Source organism: Pseudomonas sp. PGPR40 (assembly GCF_022014505.1).
GTDB lineage: Bacteria > Pseudomonadota > Gammaproteobacteria > Pseudomonadales > Pseudomonadaceae > Aquipseudomonas.
Genome location: NZ_JAKLSP010000012.1, coordinates 1 through 19,586 on the forward strand (window position 1 = coordinate 1; position 19,586 = coordinate 19,586).

Annotated in this window: 13 protein-coding genes and 1 pseudogene; 10 read left to right on the plus strand and 4 right to left on the minus strand. The window is 59.7% G+C overall.

Annotation, left to right across the window (positions count from 1 at the left end):
• Window positions 1-856: 856 nt before the first annotated feature.
• The 4 genes from MEB48_RS12120 to MEB48_RS12135 form a co-directional block, all read right to left on the minus strand.
• Window positions 857-1,255 (minus strand): putative zinc-binding protein, encoded by a 399-nt coding sequence (locus MEB48_RS12120; protein WP_237884472.1) that lies wholly within the window; start codon window positions 1,253-1,255, stop codon window positions 857-859.
• A gap of 74 nt (window positions 1,256-1,329) precedes the next feature.
• Window positions 1,330-2,004: a Crp/Fnr family transcriptional regulator gene (locus MEB48_RS12125; protein WP_237884473.1), complete on the minus strand. Its 675-nt coding sequence runs from the start codon at window positions 2,002-2,004 to the stop codon at window positions 1,330-1,332.
• An 86-nt stretch (window positions 2,005-2,090) separates the two neighbouring features.
• Window positions 2,091-2,738 carry a two-component system response regulator NarL gene (gene narL, locus MEB48_RS12130; RefSeq protein WP_237884474.1) on the minus strand — a complete coding sequence of 216 codons (648 nt, stop codon included), beginning with the start codon at window positions 2,736-2,738 and terminating at the stop codon, window positions 2,091-2,093.
• On the minus strand, window positions 2,735-4,537 hold the full coding sequence (locus tag MEB48_RS12135) for a HAMP domain-containing protein (RefSeq protein WP_237884475.1): 1,803 nt from the start codon (window positions 4,535-4,537) through the stop codon (window positions 2,735-2,737). The genes narL and MEB48_RS12135 overlap by 4 nt, the downstream gene beginning before the upstream one ends.
• A gap of 303 nt (window positions 4,538-4,840) precedes the next feature.
• Between MEB48_RS12135 and MEB48_RS12140 the strand changes: the two genes are divergently transcribed.
• The 10 genes and pseudogenes from MEB48_RS12140 to MEB48_RS12185 all read left to right on the plus strand — a co-directional run bounded on the left by MEB48_RS12140 (window position 4,841) and on the right by MEB48_RS12185 (window position 19,503).
• The gene (locus MEB48_RS12140) at window positions 4,841-6,145 is read left to right on the plus strand and encodes an MFS transporter (RefSeq protein ID WP_237884476.1); all 1,305 of its coding nucleotides are present in this window, start codon (window positions 4,841-4,843) and stop codon (window positions 6,143-6,145) included.
• Window positions 6,123-7,520: a NarK family nitrate/nitrite MFS transporter gene (locus tag MEB48_RS12145; protein ID WP_237884477.1), complete on the plus strand. Its 1,398-nt coding sequence runs from the start codon at window positions 6,123-6,125 to the stop codon at window positions 7,518-7,520. Before MEB48_RS12140 ends, MEB48_RS12145 begins: the two co-directional genes overlap by 23 nt.
• A 70-nt stretch (window positions 7,521-7,590) precedes the next feature.
• A complete protein-coding gene (locus tag MEB48_RS12150) occupies window positions 7,591-11,364 on the plus strand; it encodes a nitrate reductase subunit alpha (protein ID WP_237884478.1) in 3,774 nt (1,257 codons plus the stop codon).
• 1 nt (window position 11,365) lies between these two features.
• Window positions 11,366-12,904 carry a nitrate reductase subunit beta gene (narH, locus tag MEB48_RS12155; RefSeq protein WP_237884479.1) on the plus strand — a complete coding sequence of 513 codons (1,539 nt, stop codon included), beginning with the start codon at window positions 11,366-11,368 and terminating at the stop codon, window positions 12,902-12,904.
• A gap of 2 nt (window positions 12,905-12,906) precedes the next feature.
• A complete protein-coding gene (gene narJ / locus MEB48_RS12160; protein WP_237884480.1) occupies window positions 12,907-13,662 on the plus strand; it encodes a nitrate reductase molybdenum cofactor assembly chaperone in 756 nt (251 codons plus the stop codon).
• Window positions 13,655-14,335 carry a respiratory nitrate reductase subunit gamma gene (narI, locus tag MEB48_RS12165; protein WP_237884481.1) on the plus strand — a complete coding sequence of 227 codons (681 nt, stop codon included), beginning with the start codon at window positions 13,655-13,657 and terminating at the stop codon, window positions 14,333-14,335. Before narJ ends, narI begins: the two co-directional genes overlap by 8 nt.
• A 10-nt stretch (window positions 14,336-14,345) precedes the next feature.
• Entirely contained in the window at window positions 14,346-15,305 is a 960-nt protein-coding gene (locus MEB48_RS12170) for a peptidylprolyl isomerase (RefSeq protein ID WP_237884482.1), read from the plus strand.
• Window positions 15,306-15,330: 25 nt separating this feature from the next.
• The gene (moaA, locus tag MEB48_RS12175) at window positions 15,331-16,323 is read left to right on the plus strand and encodes a GTP 3',8-cyclase MoaA (protein WP_237884483.1); all 993 of its coding nucleotides are present in this window, start codon (window positions 15,331-15,333) and stop codon (window positions 16,321-16,323) included.
• 262 nt (window positions 16,324-16,585) lie between these two features.
• Window positions 16,586-18,802, plus strand: a pseudogene (locus MEB48_RS12180) (ribonucleoside triphosphate reductase).
• Window positions 18,799-19,503, plus strand: coding sequence for an anaerobic ribonucleoside-triphosphate reductase activating protein (locus MEB48_RS12185; protein ID WP_237884484.1), 705 nt, complete (start codon window positions 18,799-18,801; stop codon window positions 19,501-19,503). The pseudogene MEB48_RS12180 and the gene MEB48_RS12185 overlap by 4 nt, the downstream one beginning before the upstream one ends.
• Window positions 19,504-19,586 lie beyond the last annotated feature (83 nt).

The following is a 19,586-nucleotide window of genomic DNA, read 5'->3' on the forward strand; positions in this document are numbered from 1 at the left end:
AAAAGCATCCGCGGCCCCAAAATCGCCAAGCCCAAGGAATGGCTGGAGGGAAAGGCTGCCAATGCTCATGTGTCGACCGACCGGGTGCTTAAGGCCCATAAAGGGAAAACACCTTGAAAGGGCTGGCCCTTACGGCGGGTCACTTTGGAAAAGCGCCAAAGTAACCAAAGCGCTTTCGCCCCTGACGTACGGCCCTTCGCCTAGGCTCAGGGTACCCTCGCTCCGGTCCTGCTCCGTGGGCCCGCCGCCATCGGCCATCCATGGCCGGGGGCGGCTACCGCGGCATCCTTGCCGCGGTGCCCACTGCGCAGAACCTGCGCTCGGCCTTCCGACGGGGCAGATCAAGATCAAAAGCAAGATCAAAAGCCAAAGCCAAAGCCAAAGCAAAGCCACAGGAGCCGTCCCCACACTGATCGTTCCCACGCTCTGCGTGGGAATGCATCCCGTGACGCTCTGCGTCACCATTGCGCAGGACTCAAGTCTTGCGTCGACAGCGGAACGCGGAGCGTCCCCGGCGGCATTCCCACGCGGAGCGTGGGAACGATCAGTACGCACAGGTGTTGAGGAGACAGGCCGGCCGGTAGGCCGCCTCGCGGTGCTTTTGCGGTACTCGCCCCCTCGAGAGGCCCACGGAGCAGGACCGGAGCGAGGGCATGCCGAGCCTGGGCGAGGCACCGAACGAAAGGGGCAAGAGCGCTTTGGTTACTTTCGCGCTTTTCGAAAGTGACCCGCCGTAAGGGCGGAACCCAAAGAAGCCGTTACCGCAGGAATGGATATGTACTCCGACCAAAACTATAGGCCAACGGGCAGACAGCCTTCGCGAGCAAGCCCACTCCCACAGGGTCTTTGTTGTTCTTCAGGCCATCGTTTCCTGCCGACTTTCATGCTGCCGAGCATCACTGGCAATCAACTGCTTGATCCCTTCAAACAACTCATCCCCCTGCGCCTCAGTGCAGTCCTCGCCATAGCGCTTGCGCACCCCGTAATGGCTGAGAATCAGATGCACATCAGCCTGCAGCCCATGTTGCTTGAGGCAGTTTTCAACGCATTGCAACGGACAGCCGTCCAGCGCAAAAATCCGCCGTCCCGAGCGTGCCTTGTTGACCAACGCCGCCACATGCCCGCCGACACCAACGATGCAGGACATTTCAGCCAGGCCGCTGCGGTCCAGTCGCACGGCCAGGGTATTGGCCAGTTGGGCGACGTTGGAGCAACCTGAGCAGGAGTAAACCAAAGGCAGGGATGAACGGGGCATTTGCACTCTCCGTGGATGGGCTCTGTCAGTGTGCAAGAGGTGTGGCATGGCGCCTTGATGACGGTCAATTCTGACTATTGGAAAGCGGCCAGTTCCTCCTCAGCGAGGATGCTGATATGGCGTCGTTCCATGGCAATCAGGCCGCTTTCCACCAGCCGATGCAAAATCCGCGAAAAGGTTTCCGGCTGAATTCCCAGCTTCGACGCCACCAGACGTTTGGACACCTGCAAGACAATCTGGCCGGTCACCGGGTGGCGCTCCTGGAACAGAAAATTGATCACCCGACGGGTCGCACTGGCCATGGTCAAGGTATCGATGTCGCGCAGACGCAGGTGCAGGTGAACGCTCATGCTCGCCAGGATGGCCAGGCAGACTTTTGGCTGGTCCTCCAGGGCATTGCGGTAATGGTTGCCGTCGATGCTCACCAGCACGCTGTCCTTCAGCGCGGTGGCACTCACCGGGTAGAGCCGGGCCTGGCTGAACAGCAAGGCTTCGGCAAAAGTCTGGCCTGGCTGAATGATCTCCACCAGGTTCTCCTGACCTTCACCGGTGAGCCGGTACAACTTGACCTGGCCGCTGACCAGCAGGAAAAAACGCCTGGCCGGATCCCCTTGGTGCATGAGCGTGCTATGACAACTCAGGCGTTTGAGCAGGGCCAGGCCGCAGACTTCCTCGAAGACTTTCTCCGGCAGTTGGCTGAACAGATGATGACGGCGCAACGTTAAAACGATGGAAGGGTGAGTCAGCATGGCGTACCTCCGCTGACCGTCATAGTAGAGAGCGCAGGCTCGATGACCTATGCCTCTACAGGCCTACCTCCAAAGAGGAAGGCTCGTCAGCCCGCACTGCGCAGATGCTCCATGGCCCACACCGCCGCCTCGACCCGCGAACGCAAGCCGAGTTTGTGCAGCAGATTCTTGACGTGAACTTTGACCGTCCCTTCGGTGATGCCCAGCTTGTGCCCGATGACCTTGTTGCTGAAGCCGCCGGCAATGGTTTTCAGCACCTGACGTTCACGCTCGGTCAGTTCCACCATGGCTTGACGCGCAGGAGCGCGCAGCGCTTGCGCCATGACCTGGGTCAGTCCCGGGCTGATCACCAGCGCGCCGTTCAGCGCATCCCGGATGTACTGAATCAACAGTTCGGGCTCCATGTCCTTGAGCAGATAGCCGTCGGCGTCCAGGCGCAGTGCATCGCGAATATCGTCTTCGGCGTCCGATACCGTAAACAGCAGCACTTTGCCCGTGTAGTTCATCGCTCGTAGTCGGCGCAGGGTTTCGATGCCATTCATTTGCGGCATGTTGTTGTCGAGCAGGACCAGATCCGGTCGAAGCGGCGCGATCAGACTGAGTGCCTCTTCACCCTGGCTGGCTTCGCCGACGATCAGAAAATCATCTTCGAGTTCGAGCATCTGGCGAATGCCGTGACGCATCATCGGGTGATCGTCTACCAGCAGGATTTTGTGTCGTGGGGACGGGTTCATGTGGCGCTACCTTCTGTTTGCTGCCCGAGAAACTCCGGGTGGAATTCCAGTTGGACACGGGTGCCTTGGGGCTCCCTGGAAAATATCTGCAGTTGGCCGCGCAAGCTGCGAGCGCGCTCATCCATGATGTTCAGGCCATGGTGTTCGCGTTGGTCGACGTTGCCGCTGAAGCCGCGACCGTCGTCTTCGACCGACAACCTGACCGTCTCGCCGTCCTGGCGCAATTGCAGCCAGGCGTTTTGCGCATGAGCGTGGCGCAGGCAGTTGGAGAGCGCCTCGCGGGTGATCTGCAAAAGGTGGATTTGTTCGCTGGCCGATAGCTCAAAGGCCAGCGAGTCGACGTGCAGGTGCACCTGAAATTCTCCGCGACGGGAAAATTCCTCGGCCGTGTCCTTGAGTTCCTGTACCAGTCCCGCGTCGTGAATCTGCAAGCGAAAAGTCGTGAGTAACTCGCGTAACTGGCGATAGGCATTGTTCAGCCCCTCGCGTAATTCGGCGGTGACGGTTTCCAGGGTCTGGACCGGTTCGCCGCGACGCATCAGGGTCTGCATGCGGCTGACTTGCAGCTTCATGTAGGACAGGGCCTGGGCCAGCGAGTCGTGCAGCTCGCGGGCGATGATCGTGCGTTCTTCGAGTAGCAGCAGGCGATGGTCCTGTTCCCGTTGGCGCTTGAGCGAGAGCGAGGTGCCAATCAGGTTGGCCAGGGCCTGGATCAGTCGGGTTTCCCAGGCTTGCATGGGGTGCCCGTCGACAAAGTGCGCCTTGAGCTCACCCAGTTCACTGCCCTGGTTGCTGATGCTGAAGATTTGCGGATTGGCTTTGTGGTGCTTCTGGCAAGTGGCGCAGTCGCTACTGGCGCAGACTTCGCGGATATTCGCGCCGTGCAGGGCCAGTAACTGTTGGGCCGGTGCCTGCAGTTGGCCTTGCAGACACAGCGACAGGCGCAAGCCGGGCAGGCGTTGCTGGAAGCGGCGGATCAATTCATCCAGCCCCTCGGCATTGGCCAGGCGTGTGGCCAGGCTTCGGCTGCTTTGATAGAGCAATTCCAGGGCCGCGTTGGCTTGTTGCAGGTTCAGGGTTTTTTGCCGGACCTGACTTTCCAGGGTGCGATGTGACTCTTCGATCGTCTCGGCCATGGTGTTGAAACTCGTGGCCAACTGGCCCAGTTCGTCCTGGGACTGATGGTTGACCCGCACCTTGAAGTCGCCGCGACGAAAGCGCTGGGTTGCGTCCACCAACTCCTTGAGAGGCGTGACGACACCGTACTGCAACTCGTACAACCCGATCAGCAGGACAATCATGGTGGTGAACAGGGCCAGACCCTGGATCGCCTGTTGCCAGCCTTGCTTTTGTTCGCTTTGGCGCTGCAACAGATCGACGAACTGGTTCAGTTGCTCAACGAAGGATTGGGCCTGGACCTGAAAATAGGCGGCATCTGCGCGCAGCAATGCCGGGAGTAAATCTTCGTTCCATTGTTGCTGGATTTGCCCATAGCTGACTTGCAGGGCGGCGGTCGGGCCATCTTCCAGTACTGCTTTGAGAGAGTGGCTGTCCAAGCGGTTTTGCAGGCTGTCGATGATGGCGGCGATTTCTTCGTCGGCGGCGCCAGCGGCGAGTTTCCAGCTCAGGTGATAGGTCTCCATGCGCACCGAGCCTGCGGTGTTGATGGCTGCGGCATCGCCCTGGCTGAACCAGGCAATCAGCCCGGCGCTCAATGAACTGGCGAGTGCCAGCACGGCGATCAGGATCACCGCCAGCCCGGCGCGAGCGGGCAGGGAGCTGCGCAACCAGCGCATCATCGGCGAAGGTCCGGGCAATAAATAAGAAAACAGAGCATGCAAAGTTCCAGCGTGTGGTTTTGCCGCCGATCCAGGCGCGCTACCTCTAAAGAGTTGTCGACTGTTCCTTGGCAGCAAAAGCGTGGGTTAAAACCATTAACAACCTGATAAATAAAGGTTTTTAAGGTTTTCTTGCACTACCTCCTTGGAGGTAGGCAGTGCAAGCATAGGCTTGAGCCCCCATGGGCTTCGTTGACCTGGATCAAGTTTTTGCCGGGTTCGCCTCTCTAGTCTGCCGCCATGGCTAACTGACTGGAGAGCATTGTGAACCCACCGCGTGTACGACAAGGCTTGGTGCTGGGCATGAGCACGCTGGCCTTCACTGTGTGCTTCATGGTCTGGATGATGTTTGCCGTGCTCGGGGTGCCGATCAAGGAACTGCTCCAGCTCAACGAAACCCAGTTCGGCCTGCTGGCCGCAACCCCGGTGCTGACCGGATCGTTGGTGCGTTTGCCGCTGGGTTTGCTGACCGACCGTTTTGGCGGGCGCAGTGTGTTCTTTTTGCTGATGCTGGCCTGCGTCGCACCGCTGTATCTGATCAGCCATGCCACCGCCTACTGGCAGTTCCTGGTGCTGGGCTTGTTCGTTGGTCTGGCCGGTGGCTCGTTCTCGGTCGGGATTGCCTACGTCGCCAAATGGTTCGACAAAGAGAATCAAGGCTTCGCCATGGGCATCTTCGGCGCCGGTAACGCCGGGGCTGCGGTGACCAAGTTTCTCGCCCCGGCACTGATTGCGGCCGGCAGTTGGCAACTGGTGCCGAAAGTCTTCAGCGCGATTCTCTTTATCACCGCGCTTTCATTCTGGTTTCTCAGTGCCGAAAACAAGGACCACCGCAGTGCCTCGGGTGCCAGTTTGCGTGAGCAACTGCGCTCGCTGAAAGACCCTGCGGTGTGGCGCTACTGCCAGTACTACTCGATCGTCTTCGGCGGCTACGTTGCCCTGGCCCTGTGGATGACCAAGTACTACGTGCAGGAATACGGTTTCAGCCTGCAAAGCGCAGCGCTGCTGGCAGCCTGTTTTTCCCTGCCCGGTGGCGTTCTGCGCGCCGTCGGCGGCTGGATGTCGGATCGCTGGGGTGCGCAAAGCGTGACCTGGTGGGTGTTGTGGGTCAGCTGGATCTGCCTGTTCCTGCTCTCGTATCCCCAGACCCAACTGCAAGTGCAGACCATAAACGGCCCGGTGGATTTTCACATCGGTTTGAGCCCCGCGCTGTTCACCGTGTTGCTGTTCGTCATGGGCATCGCCTTCGCGTTCGGCAAGGCCTCGGTTTTCAAATACATCGCCAATGACTACCCGAAAAACATGGGAGCGGTGTCCGGCATCGTCGGTCTGGCGGGTGGCCTGGGCGGTTTTGTGCTGCCGATTCTGTTCGGCGCCCTGGTGGACCTCACCGGCGTGCGCTCGTCCTGCTTCATGTTGATGTACGGCGTGGTCTGGGTCTCCCTCACCTGGATGTACTTCACCGAAATACGCAAAAGCCCGGTGCTGGGTAAAGCGCCGCTGCTGACCCCGTCCCCGATTTCCAGCATTGCCCAAGGAGAAGAACATGTCCGTTCTGCAAAAGCCTGACAAAGGCCCGGTCATTCATGACTGGCGCCCCGAGGACCCCGCGTTCTGGGGAAGTAGCGGCAAACAGACCGCCACTCGCAACTTGTGGATTTCCATTCCTGCACTGTTGTTGGCCTTTGCGGTGTGGATGGTCTGGAGCACGGTGATTGTGCGTTTGAACGCCATCGGCTTCAGCTTCACCACCGACCAACTGTTCTGGCTGGCGGCGTTGCCGGGCCTGTCCGGCGCGACCTTGCGGGTCTTCTATTCCTTTATGGTGCCGATTTTCGGTGGCCGGCGCTGGACTGCCCTGAGCACCGCGTCGCTGTTGCTGCCATCGATCTGGATGGGTTTCGCGGTGCAGGACCCGAGCACCTCCTACAGCGTGTTCGTGTTGATTGCCTTGCTCTGCGGTTTTGGCGGCGGCAACTTCGCCTCGAGCATGTCCAACATCAGCTTCTTCTACCCCAAGTCGCAGCAGGGCACAGCCCTGGGCCTCAACGCAGGGTTGGGTAATCTGGGCGTCTCGGTGATGCAGTTCTGTGTGCCGCTGGTGATTACCTTCGGGGTGTTCGGCTTCGTGGGCGGCTCGTCGCAAGCGTTGCCGGACGGTGGCCAGTTGTGGCTGCAGAACGCCGGTTTCATCTGGGTGCCGTTTATTGTCCTGGTGACGGTACTGGCCTGGTTCTGCATGAATGACCTGTCCAGTGCCCGGGCCTCGTTCAGCGAACAGGCTGTCATCTTCAAACGCAAACACAACTGGCTGATGTGCTGGTTGTACCTGGCGACCTTTGGTTCGTTCATCGGTTTTTCCGCGGCGTTTCCGCTACTGATCAAAACCTCCTTTCCTGACGTCATCGCCTTGAAGTTCGCCTTCCTCGGCCCGTTGGTGGGGGCGCTGGTCCGTCCATTGGGTGGCTGGCTGGCGGACAAGCTCGGTGGCGCGAAAGTGACCTTGTGGAACTTCGTGGCAATGATCGCGATGGTCTTCGGCGTCATGCACTTCCTGCCGCAGAACGGCACCGGCGGCAACTTCTACGGCTTCCTCGGCCTGTTCATGTTGCTCTTCATCACCACTGGTGTCGGCAACGGCTCCACCTTCCGCATGATCCCGGTGATCTTCCGCACCCAACATGAAAAAGCCTCGGCCGGAAAACCACCCGCCGTACGCGAACAAGCATTGAAAAACGCCGGCAAAGAATCTGCCGCCGTCCTGGGCTTCAGTTCGGCCATGGGCGCCTTCGGTGCGTTCTTCATTCCCAAATCATTTGGCTCTTCGATGGCCCTGACCGGCGGCCCGGAGATGGCCTTCTACATGTTCGTCGGCTTTTACCTGAGCTGCATCGTGGTGACGTGGTGGTGGTACGCGCGCAAAGGCGCCGCAACCCCCTGCTAAGCCGACCCGAATCCAACCATTGCGTGGGCGGGGCACAGAACCCCGCAGCAAAGCCTGAGAGGACTACCCCGTGAGTCATTTACTGGATCAATTGCGGTTTCTCAATCGCAAGCAAAACGAGTTTTCCGATGGACATGGAGAGACCCGCAAAGAATCGCGCGACTGGGAGAACGTCTACCGTTCGCGCTGGCAGTACGACAAGATCGTGCGCTCCACCCATGGGGTGAACTGCACCGGCTCGTGCTCGTGGAAAATCTACGTCAAAAACGGCCTGATCACCTGGGAAACCCAGCAGACCGACTACCCGCGCACCCGCAATGATCTGCCCAACCACGAGCCGCGCGGTTGCCCGCGTGGCGCCAGTTACAGCTGGTACATCTACAGCGCCAATCGGCTCAAGTACCCGAAGATCCGCAAGCCGTTGCTCAAGCTCTGGCGTGATGCGCGGCAGACCATGGCGCCGGTCGAAGCCTGGGCCAGCATCGTCGAGGACAAGGCCAAGGCCGACTCCTATAAAAGCAAGCGCGGCATGGGTGGTTTCATTCGTTCCAACTGGGAGGAAGTCAACGAGATCATTGCCGCGTCCAATGTCTACACCATCAAGCAATACGGCCCAGACCGGATCGTCGGTTTCTCGCCGATTCCGGCCATGTCGATGGTCAGCTACGCCGCAGGCTCGCGTTACCTGTCGCTGATCGGCGGCGCGTGCCTGAGTTTCTACGATTGGTATTGCGACTTGCCACCGGCCTCGCCGATGGTCTGGGGCGAGCAGACCGACGTGCCGGAATCGGCCGACTGGTACAACTCCAACTACATCATTGCCTGGGGCTCTAACGTCCCGCAGACCCGTACCCCGGACGCGCACTTCTTTACCGAAGTCCGCTACAAGGGCACCAAGACTGTGGCGATCACCCCGGACTACTCGGAAGTCGCCAAGCTCACCGACCTGTGGCTGAACCCCAAGCAGGGCACCGACGCGGCGCTGGCGCAGGCGTTCAACCATGTGATCTTCAAAGAGTTCCACCTGGACAAACCGAGCGCTTATTTCACTGACTACGCCAAGCGCTTCACCGATTTGCCGGTGCTGGTGCTGCTCAAGCAAATGGTCGACAAGGCACCGGGCGCCGGTTACCAGCCGGACCGCTTCCTGCGCGCCAGCGATCTGACCGACAACCTCGGCCAGGAAAACAACCCGGAATGGAAAACCATCGCGCTGGATGTCAGCGGCGAACTGGTTTCCCCTCAAGGCTCCATCGGTTATCGCTGGGGCGAGAAGGGTAAGTGGAACATTCTGCCTCGTGAAGGTGGCGAGGGCCGTGAGATTGATCTGAAGCTGAGCCTGATCGGTGATGACGTTGCCGAAGTGGCGTTCCCGTATTTTGCCGGCGAGTCCCACGAGCATTTCCAGCACGTGGCCGGCGATGCTGTGCAATACCGCCGCGTGCCAGTGCATAACGTGGTGCTGGCGGATGGCAGCGTGGCCAAGGTCGCCACCGTGTTCGACCTGTCGGCTGCCAACCTAGCGATCGATCGCGGCCTCGGTGGCGCCAACGTAGCCAAGGATTACGACGACGCCTCGGTGCCTGGCACCCCAGCGTGGCAGGAGCAGATCACCGGCGTCAGCCGCGAGAAAGCCATCCAGATTGCCCGTGAGTTCGCCGATAACGCCGACAAGACCAAGGGTCGCTCGATGATCATCGTCGGCGCGGCGATGAATCACTGGTACCACATGGACATGAACTACCGCGGGCTGATCAACATGCTCATGCTCTGCGGATGTGTCGGCCAGACCGGTGGTGGTTGGGCGCACTATGTCGGCCAGGAAAAACTGCGTCCGCAATGCGGCTGGCTGCCCCTGGCGTTCGGCCTGGACTGGAACCGTCCGCCTCGCCAAATGAACGGCACCAGTTTCTTCTACGCCCACAGTTCGCAGTGGCGCCACGAGAAAATGAGCATGCACGACGTGCTCTCGCCGTTGGCCGACAAATCGCAATTCCCTGAGCATGCGCTGGACTACAACATCCGCGCCGAACGTGCCGGCTGGTTGCCCAGCGCACCGCAACTCAACACTAACCCTTTGCACATTTGCCGCGACGCGGCTGCGGCCGGCATGGACCCGAAAGACTACGTGGTCAAGTCGCTGCAGGACGGTTCGCTGCGCTTCTCCTGCGAACAGCCGGACAGCCCGGTCAATTTCCCGCGCAACATGTTCATCTGGCGTTCCAACCTGCTGGGCTCCTCGGGCAAGGGCCACGAGTACATGCTCAAATACCTGCTCGGCACCAAGAACGGGGTGATGAACGAAGACATCGGCCAGGTCGGCGATTGCAAACCCGAAGAAGCCGAATGGGTGGACGAGGGCGCCATCGGCAAGCTCGATCTGGTCACCACGCTGGATTTCCGCATGTCCTCGACCTGCGTCTATTCCGACATCGTCTTGCCGACCGCGACCTGGTATGAAAAAGATGACATGAACACCTCGGACATGCACCCGTTCATTCACCCGTTGTCGGCCGCCATCGACCCGGCGTGGGAATCGCGTTCCGACTGGGAAATCTACAAAGGCATCGCCAAGGCCTTTTCCAGCATGGCCGAAGGGCATCTGGGCGTTGAGAAGGACCTGGTGACCATCCCGCTGATGCACGACAGCGTTGGCGAACTGGCCCAACCGTTTGGCGGCACCGACTGGAAAAGCGCCGGCGTGGCACCGGAACCAGGCAAGAACGCGCCAAACCTGCACGTGGTGGAGCGTGACTACCCGAACATCTACAAACAGTTCTCGTCCCTCGGGCCATTGCTGGAAAAACACGGCAACGGTGGCAAGGGCATCAACTGGAACACCGACGCCGAAGTGAAATTCCTCGGTGCGCTCAATCACCGCGAAGGCGCTGCCGGGATCAGCCATGGTCGGCCGAAAATCGACACGGCGATTGATGCGGCTGAAGTGATTCTGTCCCTGGCGCCGGAAACCAATGGCCATGTCGCCGTCAAGGCCTGGGCTGCGTTGTCGGAATTTACCGGCATCGATCACAGCCACCTGGCGGTATCCAAGGAACACGAGGCAATTCGCTTCCGCGACATTCAGGCGCAGCCGCGCAAGATCATTTCGAGCCCTACCTGGTCGGGTCTCGAAGACGATCACGTCAGCTACAACGCCGGCTACACCAACGTTCACGAAGGGATCCCATGGCGCACCATCACCGGTCGCCAGCAGTTCTACCAGGATCACCCGTGGATGCAGGCGTTCGGCGAGCAACTGATGAGTTATCGCCCGCCCGTCAACACTCGCACCATCGAAGGGGTGAAAGGCAAGCGAAGCAACGGTGAAATCGAAATCGTCCTGAACTGGATCACCCCGCACCAGAAATGGGGCATTCACAGTACCTACAGTGACAACCTGCTGATGCTGACCCTCAGCCGCGGCGGGCCGATTGTCTGGCTCTCGGAGAACGACGCGAAACGCGCCGGCATCGAGGACAACGACTGGATCGAATGCTTCAACGTCAACGGTGCACTGACCGCCCGGGCGGTGGTCAGCCAGCGGGTCAAGGACGGCATGGTGATCATGTACCACGCCCAGGAACGGATCGTGAACGTGCCTGGTTCGGAAACCACCAAGACCCGTGGCGGTCACCACAACTCGGTCACCCGCGTCGTGCTCAAGCCGACCCACATGATCGGCGGCTATGCCCAGCAAGCCTACGGTTTCAACTATTACGGCACGGTCGGTTGCAACCGCGATGAATTCGTCGTGGTACGCAAGATGGCCAAGGTCGACTGGCTCGATGGCTCAAACGGCGATGACCTGCCGCGTCCTCTGCCGACCGATATCGAGGAGAACTGAGATGAAGATTCGCTCACAAATCGGCATGGTGCTGAACCTGGACAAGTGCATCGGTTGCCACACCTGTTCGATTACTTGCAAGAACGTCTGGACCAGCCGTGAAGGCATGGAATACGCCTGGTTCAACAACGTCGAATCGAAACCCGGTATCGGTTACCCGAAAGAATGGGAAAACCAGGACAAGTGGAAGGGCGGCTGGATCCGCAACGCCAATGGCACGATCAACCCGCGCATCGGCGGTAAATTCCGCGTGTTGGCGAATATTTTCGCCAACCCGGACCTGCCGAGCCTCGACGATTACTACGAGCCCTTCGACTTCGATTACCAGCACCTGCACACCGCGCCGTTGGGCGAGCATCAGCCCACTGCGCGCCCGCGTTCGCTGATCTCCGGCAAGCGCATGGAAAAAATCGAGTGGGGCCCGAACTGGGAAGAGATCCTCGGCACCGAATTCGCCAAGCGTCGCAAGGACAAGAACTTCGACAAGATCCAGGCGGACATTTACGGCGAATACGAAAACACTTTCATGATGTATCTGCCGCGCCTGTGCGAGCACTGCCTCAACCCGGCGTGCGCGGCGTCGTGCCCGAGCGGGGCGATCTATAAGCGCGAAGAAGACGGGATTGTCCTGATCGACCAGGAAAAATGCCGTGGCTGGCGGATGTGCATCAGCGGCTGCCCGTACAAGAAAATCTACTTCAACTGGAAGAGCGGGAAATCCGAGAAGTGCATTTTCTGCTACCCGCGTATCGAAGCCGGGATGCCGACTGTTTGCGCCGAAACCTGTGTCGGGCGCATTCGCTACCTCGGTGTGCTGCTGTATGACGCCGACCGCATCAGCGAGGTGGCGAGCACCGCCAATGAGCAAGACCTGTACGAGAAACAACTGGAGATTTTCCTCGATCCGAATGACCCGGCAGTGATTCGCCAGGCTTTGGCCGATGGTGTGCCGCAGTCGGTGATTGATTCAGCCCAGCGTTCGCCGGTCTACAAAATGGCCGTGGACTGGAAACTCGCACTGCCACTGCACCCGGAATACCGCACTTTGCCGATGGTCTGGTACGTACCGCCGCTGTCGCCGATCCAGAACGCCGCCACTGCCGGCACCGTCGGTATGAACGGGGTGATCCCGGATGTCGACAGCCTGCGTATTCCACTCAAGTACCTGGCCAACCTGCTGACGGCCGGCAATGAAAAACCGGTCAAGCGCGCGCTTAAACGCTTGCTGGCGATGCGCGCCTACAAACGTTCCGAGCAAGTCGATGGCGTTCAGGATCTGCAAGTACTGAAGGATGTCGGTTTGAGCGTGGCCCAGGTCGAGGAAATGTATCGCTACCTGGCGATTGCCAACTATGAAGACCGCTTTGTGGTACCGAGCGCACACCGTGAAGACGCCATGAGCGACGCCTTTGCCGAGCGCTCCGGTTGCGGCTTCAGTTTCGGCAGCGGCTGCAGCGGCAGTTCCGACACCAACATGTTTGGTGCGAAGAAAGCCAACCGCCGCGACGTCCTGAAAACCGTCCAGCTGTGGGAGGAATGAGCATGCAAATTCTCAAAGTGATTTCGCTGCTGCTCGACTATCCGACCGAGACGCTGGTTGGCGGGCGCGACGAACTGGAGCAGGCGATCATCCAGTCACGGGAAATCAGCCCCAAGCAACGCGGCGCGTTGTTCGAATTGCTCGAGCTGATCTGCGCCAATGACCTGATGGACGGGCAGGAGCACTACGGTGCGCTGTTCGGCCGAGGTCGCTCGCTGTCATTGCTGTTGTTCGAACATGTGCACGGCGAGTCCCGCGACCGTGGTCAGGCGATGGTCGACATGATGGCGCAATACGAAGAAGCCGGTTTTGCCATCGGCGTCAAAGAGCTGCCGGACTATATCCCGCTGTACCTGGAGTTCCTGTCCACCCGCGAAGACCTGGAGGCCCGCGAGGGCCTGGCGGATATTTCGCACTTGCTGGCCTTGCTCGCGGCGCGTCTGGAAGAGCGCGAAAGCGCCTATGCCAGTTGCTTCCGCGCGCTGCTGCAAATTGCCGGGGCCGAGCCCCATCAGGCGGTGGCCGACCTGCGGGCGCAGGTGGCGGCGGAACCGCGCGACGACTCCCTCGAAGCCCTCGACAAAGTCTGGGAAGAGGAGGCCGTGGACTTTCTCCAGGCCGAACAGCAGGACCGTTGCAGTGGACTGCCAAGCGCACCGGGCAAGGCTCGGGAAGAAAGCGCGGTGCCGTTGCACTGGGTGGATTTTCAGCATGAAGGGTTGGCCGCCGCGCCAGCCAAGGAGGTAGGCAATGTCTAAATGGAACCTGTTGTTGTTCGGGATCTATCCCTATGTGGCCCTGATGATTTGCCTGATTGGCAGTTGGGCACGCTTCGACCTGTCGCAGTACACCTGGAAGGCTGGCTCCAGCCAGATGCTCAATCAGCGCGGCATGCGTGTGGCGAGCAACTTGTTCCATATCGGTGTGCTGTTCGTGCTGGCCGGGCACTTTGTCGGGCTGCTGATGCCAGCGTCGGTTTATCACCATGTGATCAGCACTGAGAACAAGCAGTTGCTGGCAATGGTCTCCGGTGGGTTCTTCGGCCTGTTGTGCCTGATTGGCTTGCTGATGCTGGTCAAGCGGCGTCTGACCGATCCTCGGGTACGGGCCACCTCCAACCCTTCGGACATCCTGATTCTGCTGGTGCTGTTGGCGCAATTGCTGCTGGGTCTGCTGACAATTGCGGCGTCTACCGCGCATATGGATGGCTCGGTAATGGTGATGCTCGCCGATTGGGCGCAGAACACCGTGCTGTTGCGGCCGATGGAAGCGGCGGCGGCCATCGCGCCGGTCGGGCTGATCTACAAGCTGCACGTGTTTCTCGGTTTGACCCTGTTCGTGTTGTTCCCCTTCACCCGTCTCGTACACATCGTCAGTGCACCGGTCGGGTACCTGGGACGCCGTTATCAAATCGTTCGGCAGAAAGTCTGAGGAGAAAATCATGTCAGGTGGATGTGGATGTGGTGGTGGTAACGGCGGCAGCGGTGGCTGCGGCTCTTCCAAAAAAGCCGAGGACGTTCTCGACATCGCGCCCGTCGCAGAGGCGCAGTTCGAAGCACTTCCGGTTGAGCCAGCGGTTGCCGGTGACGCCCCGGCGCAGCTGATCGCCAGCAGCGAACAGGAGTGGCCGATCATCAGCGTCAACGAGGTGTCGATCACCCCGGAGGCAATGGCCCAAGAGCTGCAATATCACCCGGCCGAGAGCCGCGAGGAGGCGGTGTACCTGGCCGCCCGGGCGCTGGTGATCCGCGAGTTGTTGCAGCAGCGTATTGCCGAACTCGGCGTGGCGCTGGAGATCGGCGCGGGTGAAAACGCAGAAGAAGCCGCCACGCGCTTGTTGCTCGAACGCGAAGTGCAGGTGCCCCAGTGCGACGAGGAGACCAGCCTTCGCTACTACGAAAACAATCGCGGGCGCTTTCACAGTGCGCCGTTGCTGGCGGTTCGGCACATCCTGCTCGAATGCGCGCCGGATGATGTCGAGGCGCGCGCCGTTGCGCATGAACAAGCGGAAGTTTTGCTGCAACGTCTGGAAGATTTTCCCGGCAGTTTCGCTGAGCTGGCCGTGAAGTATTCGGCCTGCCCGTCGAAGGCTCAGGGCGGTTCTCTGGGGCAGATCAGCAAGGGCCAGACCGTGCCCGAACTGGAACGTCAGCTGTTCACTCTGGCGCCGGGCCTGGCCAGCAAACCGCTGGAAAGTCGCTACGGCTGGCATGTGGTCAGTGTCGATCAGCGGATCGAAGGCATGCCGTTGCCCTATGAAGTGGTGTCGACGGCGATTCGCACGCAGTTGCAGCAAGGCGTCTGGCAAAAAGCGCTGGTGCAGTACCTGCAAACCCTGATCGGTGCGGCGGATATTCGCGGCATCCACTTGCAGGGCGCCGATTCACCGCTGGTGCAGTGAGCATCGAGACAATCCGGGAGATGTGATGAACGCTGTGATGCAGGATGGCTTTGGACGGCAGATCGATTATCTGCGGATGTCGGTGACGGACCGTTGTGATTTTCGCTGTGTGTATTGCATGGCGAAAAACATGACCTTCCTGCCGCGCCAGCAGGTGCTCACGCTGGAAGAATTGCAGCGTCTGGCAACGCTGTTCGTCGGGTTGGGCGTACGCAAGATTCGCCTCACCGGCGGCGAACCGCTGATTCGTCCGGGCATTGTCGAACTGTGCCGCAACATCGCCGCGCTGCCCGGTTTGCGCGAACTGGTGATGACCAGCAATGGCTCGCAATTGAGCCGTCTGGCCCGGCCACTGGCAGAGGCGGGGGTCAAGCGGATGAACATCAGCCTCGATAGCCTGGACGGGCAGAAGTTTCGCGCGATCACCCGCATCGGCGATCTCGATCAGGTACTCAACGGCATTGAAGCGGCGCGGGACGCGGGGTTCGAGCGGATCAAGCTCAACTGCGTGGTGATGAAAGGGCGCAACTTCGATGAAGTGCCAGCGTTGGTGCAATACGCCATCGATCAGCGCATCGATATCAGTTTCATCGAAGAAATGCCCTTGGGCGAGGTCGGGCGTTCCCGGGGCGAATCGTTTTGTTCCAGTGACGAGGTACGGACGCTGATCGCCAGCCAGCATCGGTTACTCGACAGCACTGAAAACAGCGGCGGACCGGCGCGCTACGTGCGCCTGGAACGCCATCCCGATACCCGGATCGGTTTCATTTCACCCAACAGCCACAACTTCTGTGGCAGCTGTAACCGGGTGAGGATGACTGTTGAAGGGAAGCTGTTGCTTTGTCTGGGGCAGGAGGACGCGCTGGATTTAAGAGGATTGTTGCGGCGATATCCGTTGGATGATCAACCCGTAATCAACGCGGTGCAGAAGGCGTTGCGCGGCAAGCCGTTGCGCCACGATTTCAGCCCGGAAGGGGAGGTGCAAATTGTGCGGTTCATGAACATGAGCGGTGGTTGAGCTGTTCTGTAAAACACAGCAAATCCAATGTGGGAGCGGGCTTGCTCGCGAAGGCGGTCTATCAGTCAGCAATGATGTTGAATGTGATGGCCTCTTCGCGAGCAAGCCCGCTCCCACATTAGATCCTCGCCGTCTTTGGGTAGTTTTTTTCACCGCCAAATCTTGATATCGATCAATTGCAGATCAGCCCTTTGTCCGTAGCCTTCACTGCATGTTGTGTTTGTTTGTCTATAAACATCTATATGTAGTATCTGGAGGCCGAATGCAGAGCACGCTGATCTCAGTAGGATGTAACCGCTTGCACAAACGCGATGGCAGTCTGGTCGCCTTTGATGCGGACAAGATCCGTCAGGCGTTGATCGCTGCCGGCAAGGCAACCGGGGAGTACACCGAGGTTGAGGTTGAAGGCTTGCTTCAGGCGGTACTCGCCCGACTGGAAGGTCTGCCAAGGCTGCACGTCGAGCAGATCCAGGATCGGGTCGAACGGGTGTTGATGGACGCCGGTTTCTTCTTCGCCATGCGCGCCTACATTGTCTACCGCGAACAACACGGGCGTTTGCGCCGCGATCGCCGGACCATGGTCGAAGTGGCGACCTCGATGAACGAGTACCTGGATCGTGAAGACTGGCGGGTCCAGGCCAACGCCAATCAGGGCTACTCACTGGGCGGGCTGGTGTTGAACGTATCGGGCAAGGTCACTGCCAATTATTGGCTGGACGAGGTGTACAGCGAGGCCATCGGCCAGGCCCACCGCGAAGCGGACTTGCATGTGCACGACCTCGACATGCTCGCCGGTTACTGCGCCGGGTGGTCGCTGCGCACCCTGTTGCACGAGGGGCTTAACGGTGTGCCGGGACGTGTCGAAGCCGGTCCGCCAAAGCACTTGAGCAGTGCCCTGGGGCAAATGGTGAATTTCCTCGGTACCTTGCAAAACGAATGGGCCGGCGCTCAGGCGTTCAGTTCGTTCGACACCTACCTGGCGCCCTATGTACGCAAGGACCAACTGAGTTATCAGGAGGTGCGCCAGGCGATCCAGGAGTTCATCTACAACCTCAATGTGCCGTCACGCTGGGGCACTCAGACGCCATTCACCAACCTGACCTTCGACTGGGTTTGCCCGCAGGATTTGCGTGAGCAGATACCTGTCATCGATGGTGAGGAAATGCCATTCGCCTATGGCGACCTGCAAGTCGAAATGGACCTGCTCAACCGCGCCTACATCGAGGTGATGCAGGCTGGCGATGCCAAAGGGCGAGTGTTCACTTTTCCAATCCCGACCTACAACATCACCCATGATTTTCCGTGGGACAGTGAAAACGCTGATCGTCTGTTCGAGATGACGGCGCGTTACGGTTTGCCGTACTTCCAGAACTTTCTCAATTCGGACATGCAGCCCAATCAGGTGCGTTCGATGTGCTGCCGGTTACAGCTCGATGTCCGCGAGTTGCTCAAACGTGGCGGCGGTTTGTTCGGTTCGGCGGAGCAGACCGGATCGCTTGGCGTGGTGACGATCAACTGCGCGCGTCTGGGGTATGTGTTCAAGGGCAACACCAGTGGTTTGTTGCAGCGCCTGGACACGCTGATGGAGCTGGCGATGGAGAGTCTGGAGGTCAAGCGCAAAGTCATTCAGCACCACATGGATGCCGGTTTGTACCCTTACACCAAGCGTTACCTGGGCACCTTGCGCAACCATTTCTCCACCATCGGCCTGAACGGCGTGCATGAAATGCTGCGCAATTTCAGCGGCGACGAGGAGGGCATGCACACCGAGCACGGCCGCCAGTTTGCCCTGAATCTGCTGGACCATGTGCGCGCCACGTTGCTGCGCTTTCAGGAGGAAACCGGTCATCTCTACAACCTGGAAGCAACACCGGCGGAGGGCACCACCTACCGCTTCGCCAAGGAAGACCTCAAGCGCTATCCGGACATTCTCCAGGCGGGCAGTACGCAGGCGCCGTATTACACCAACTCTTCGCAACTGCCCGTGGGCTACACCGAAGACCCCTTCGAGGCCCTGGAACTTCAAGACGAGCTGCAATGCAAATACACCGGCGGCACGGTCTTGCATCTGTACATGGCCGAGCGGATTTCCTCGATCCAGGCCTGCAAGCAACTGGTGCGCAAGGCCCTTGGACGTTTCCGCCTGCCGTACCTGACCGTAACGCCGACGTTCTCCATCTGCCCGGTGCACGGCTACCTCGATGGCGAGCATGAATTCTGCCCCAAATGCGACGAGGCCCTGTTGCTACAAGAACAGAAAACCGGCGCTGTTCATTGATTTTCGATCCACTCAACTGCAAGGAGCTTCACCATGACTGCATCGCAACCACTGCCTCAGGCTCAACGTCAACGCTGCGAAGTCTGGACCCGCGTAATGGGCTATCACCGTCCGGTGTCAGCGTTCAATCCGGGTAAACAGTCGGAGCACCGTGAGCGGGTGCACTTCACTGAAAGCGCGGCACTGGCCGGGCGCCAATGAGTCGAATGCTTCGGGTCGGGGGCATGGTGCCCCTGACCACTATCGACTATCCGGGACAGCTCGCCTGCGTGCTGTTTTGCCAGGGTTGCGCCTGGCGTTGTCGTTACTGTCATAACCCGCAGCTGATTCCGCCTCGTGGCAGTGAGGAAGTGGATTGGCGGCGGGTGTTGGCGTTTCTGCAACGTCGTCAGGACCTGCTCGATGCGGTGGTGTTCAGCGGCGGTGAGCCGACTCTGCAGGACGGCTTGCTTGGAGCGATGGACGAAGTGCGGGACATGGGATTTCGCATCGGCTTGCACAGCGCCGGCATCAAGCCTGCCGCCTTCGCCAAGGCATTGACCGGTGCGGATTGGGTCGGTTTCGACGTCAAGGCGTTGCCCGAGGATTGCCAGGCCATCACCCGGGTCGAGGGCAGTGGAACGGCTAACTGGCGCAGCCTTGAGCATCTGCTGGCCAGTGGTGTGGACTACGAATGTCGCACTACCGTGCATTGGCATCTGTTTGATCCGGCGCGTCTTCTGATTTTGGCAAAACGCTTGAGTGCGCTCGGCGTCAAACGCTTTGCCGTGCAGTTGGTTCGCACCGAGCGGATGTTCGACCCGCTGTTGCCGAGTGTTTCGGCGCAAGCCTTGCTGCCAGAGTTGTGGGAGGCCATGCGCGAGTTGTTCCCAGCCTTCGTGTTAAGACATGGAACCCTGTAGGAGCGAGCTTGCTCGCGAAAGCGGAGTGTCAGGCGACATCAATATTGACTGTACTGCCGTCTTCGCGAGCAAGCTCGCTCCTA

Excerpts from the sequence above, each read along its gene's own strand:
- MEB48_RS12120 (WP_237884472.1), bottom strand. The coding sequence starts at position 1,255 with ATGCCCCGTTCATCCCTGCCTTTGGTTTACTCCTGCTCAGGTTGCTCC.
- MEB48_RS12125 (WP_237884473.1), bottom strand. The coding sequence starts at position 2,004 with ATGCTGACTCACCCTTCCATCGTTTTAACGTTGCGCCGTCATCATCTG.
- narL (WP_237884474.1), bottom strand. The coding sequence starts at position 2,738 with ATGAACCCGTCCCCACGACACAAAATCCTGCTGGTAGACGATCACCCG.
- MEB48_RS12135 (WP_237884475.1), bottom strand. The coding sequence starts at position 4,537 with ATGATGCGCTGGTTGCGCAGCTCCCTGCCCGCTCGCGCCGGGCTGGCG.
- MEB48_RS12145 (WP_237884477.1), top strand. The coding sequence starts at position 6,123 with ATGTCCGTTCTGCAAAAGCCTGACAAAGGCCCGGTCATTCATGACTGG.
- narH (WP_237884479.1), top strand. The coding sequence starts at position 11,366 with ATGAAGATTCGCTCACAAATCGGCATGGTGCTGAACCTGGACAAGTGC.
- narJ (WP_237884480.1), top strand. The coding sequence starts at position 12,907 with ATGCAAATTCTCAAAGTGATTTCGCTGCTGCTCGACTATCCGACCGAG.
- narI (WP_237884481.1), top strand. The coding sequence starts at position 13,655 with ATGTCTAAATGGAACCTGTTGTTGTTCGGGATCTATCCCTATGTGGCC.
- MEB48_RS12170 (WP_237884482.1), top strand. The coding sequence starts at position 14,346 with ATGTCAGGTGGATGTGGATGTGGTGGTGGTAACGGCGGCAGCGGTGGC.
- moaA (WP_237884483.1), top strand. The coding sequence starts at position 15,331 with ATGAACGCTGTGATGCAGGATGGCTTTGGACGGCAGATCGATTATCTG.
- MEB48_RS12185 (WP_237884484.1), top strand. The coding sequence starts at position 18,799 with ATGAGTCGAATGCTTCGGGTCGGGGGCATGGTGCCCCTGACCACTATC.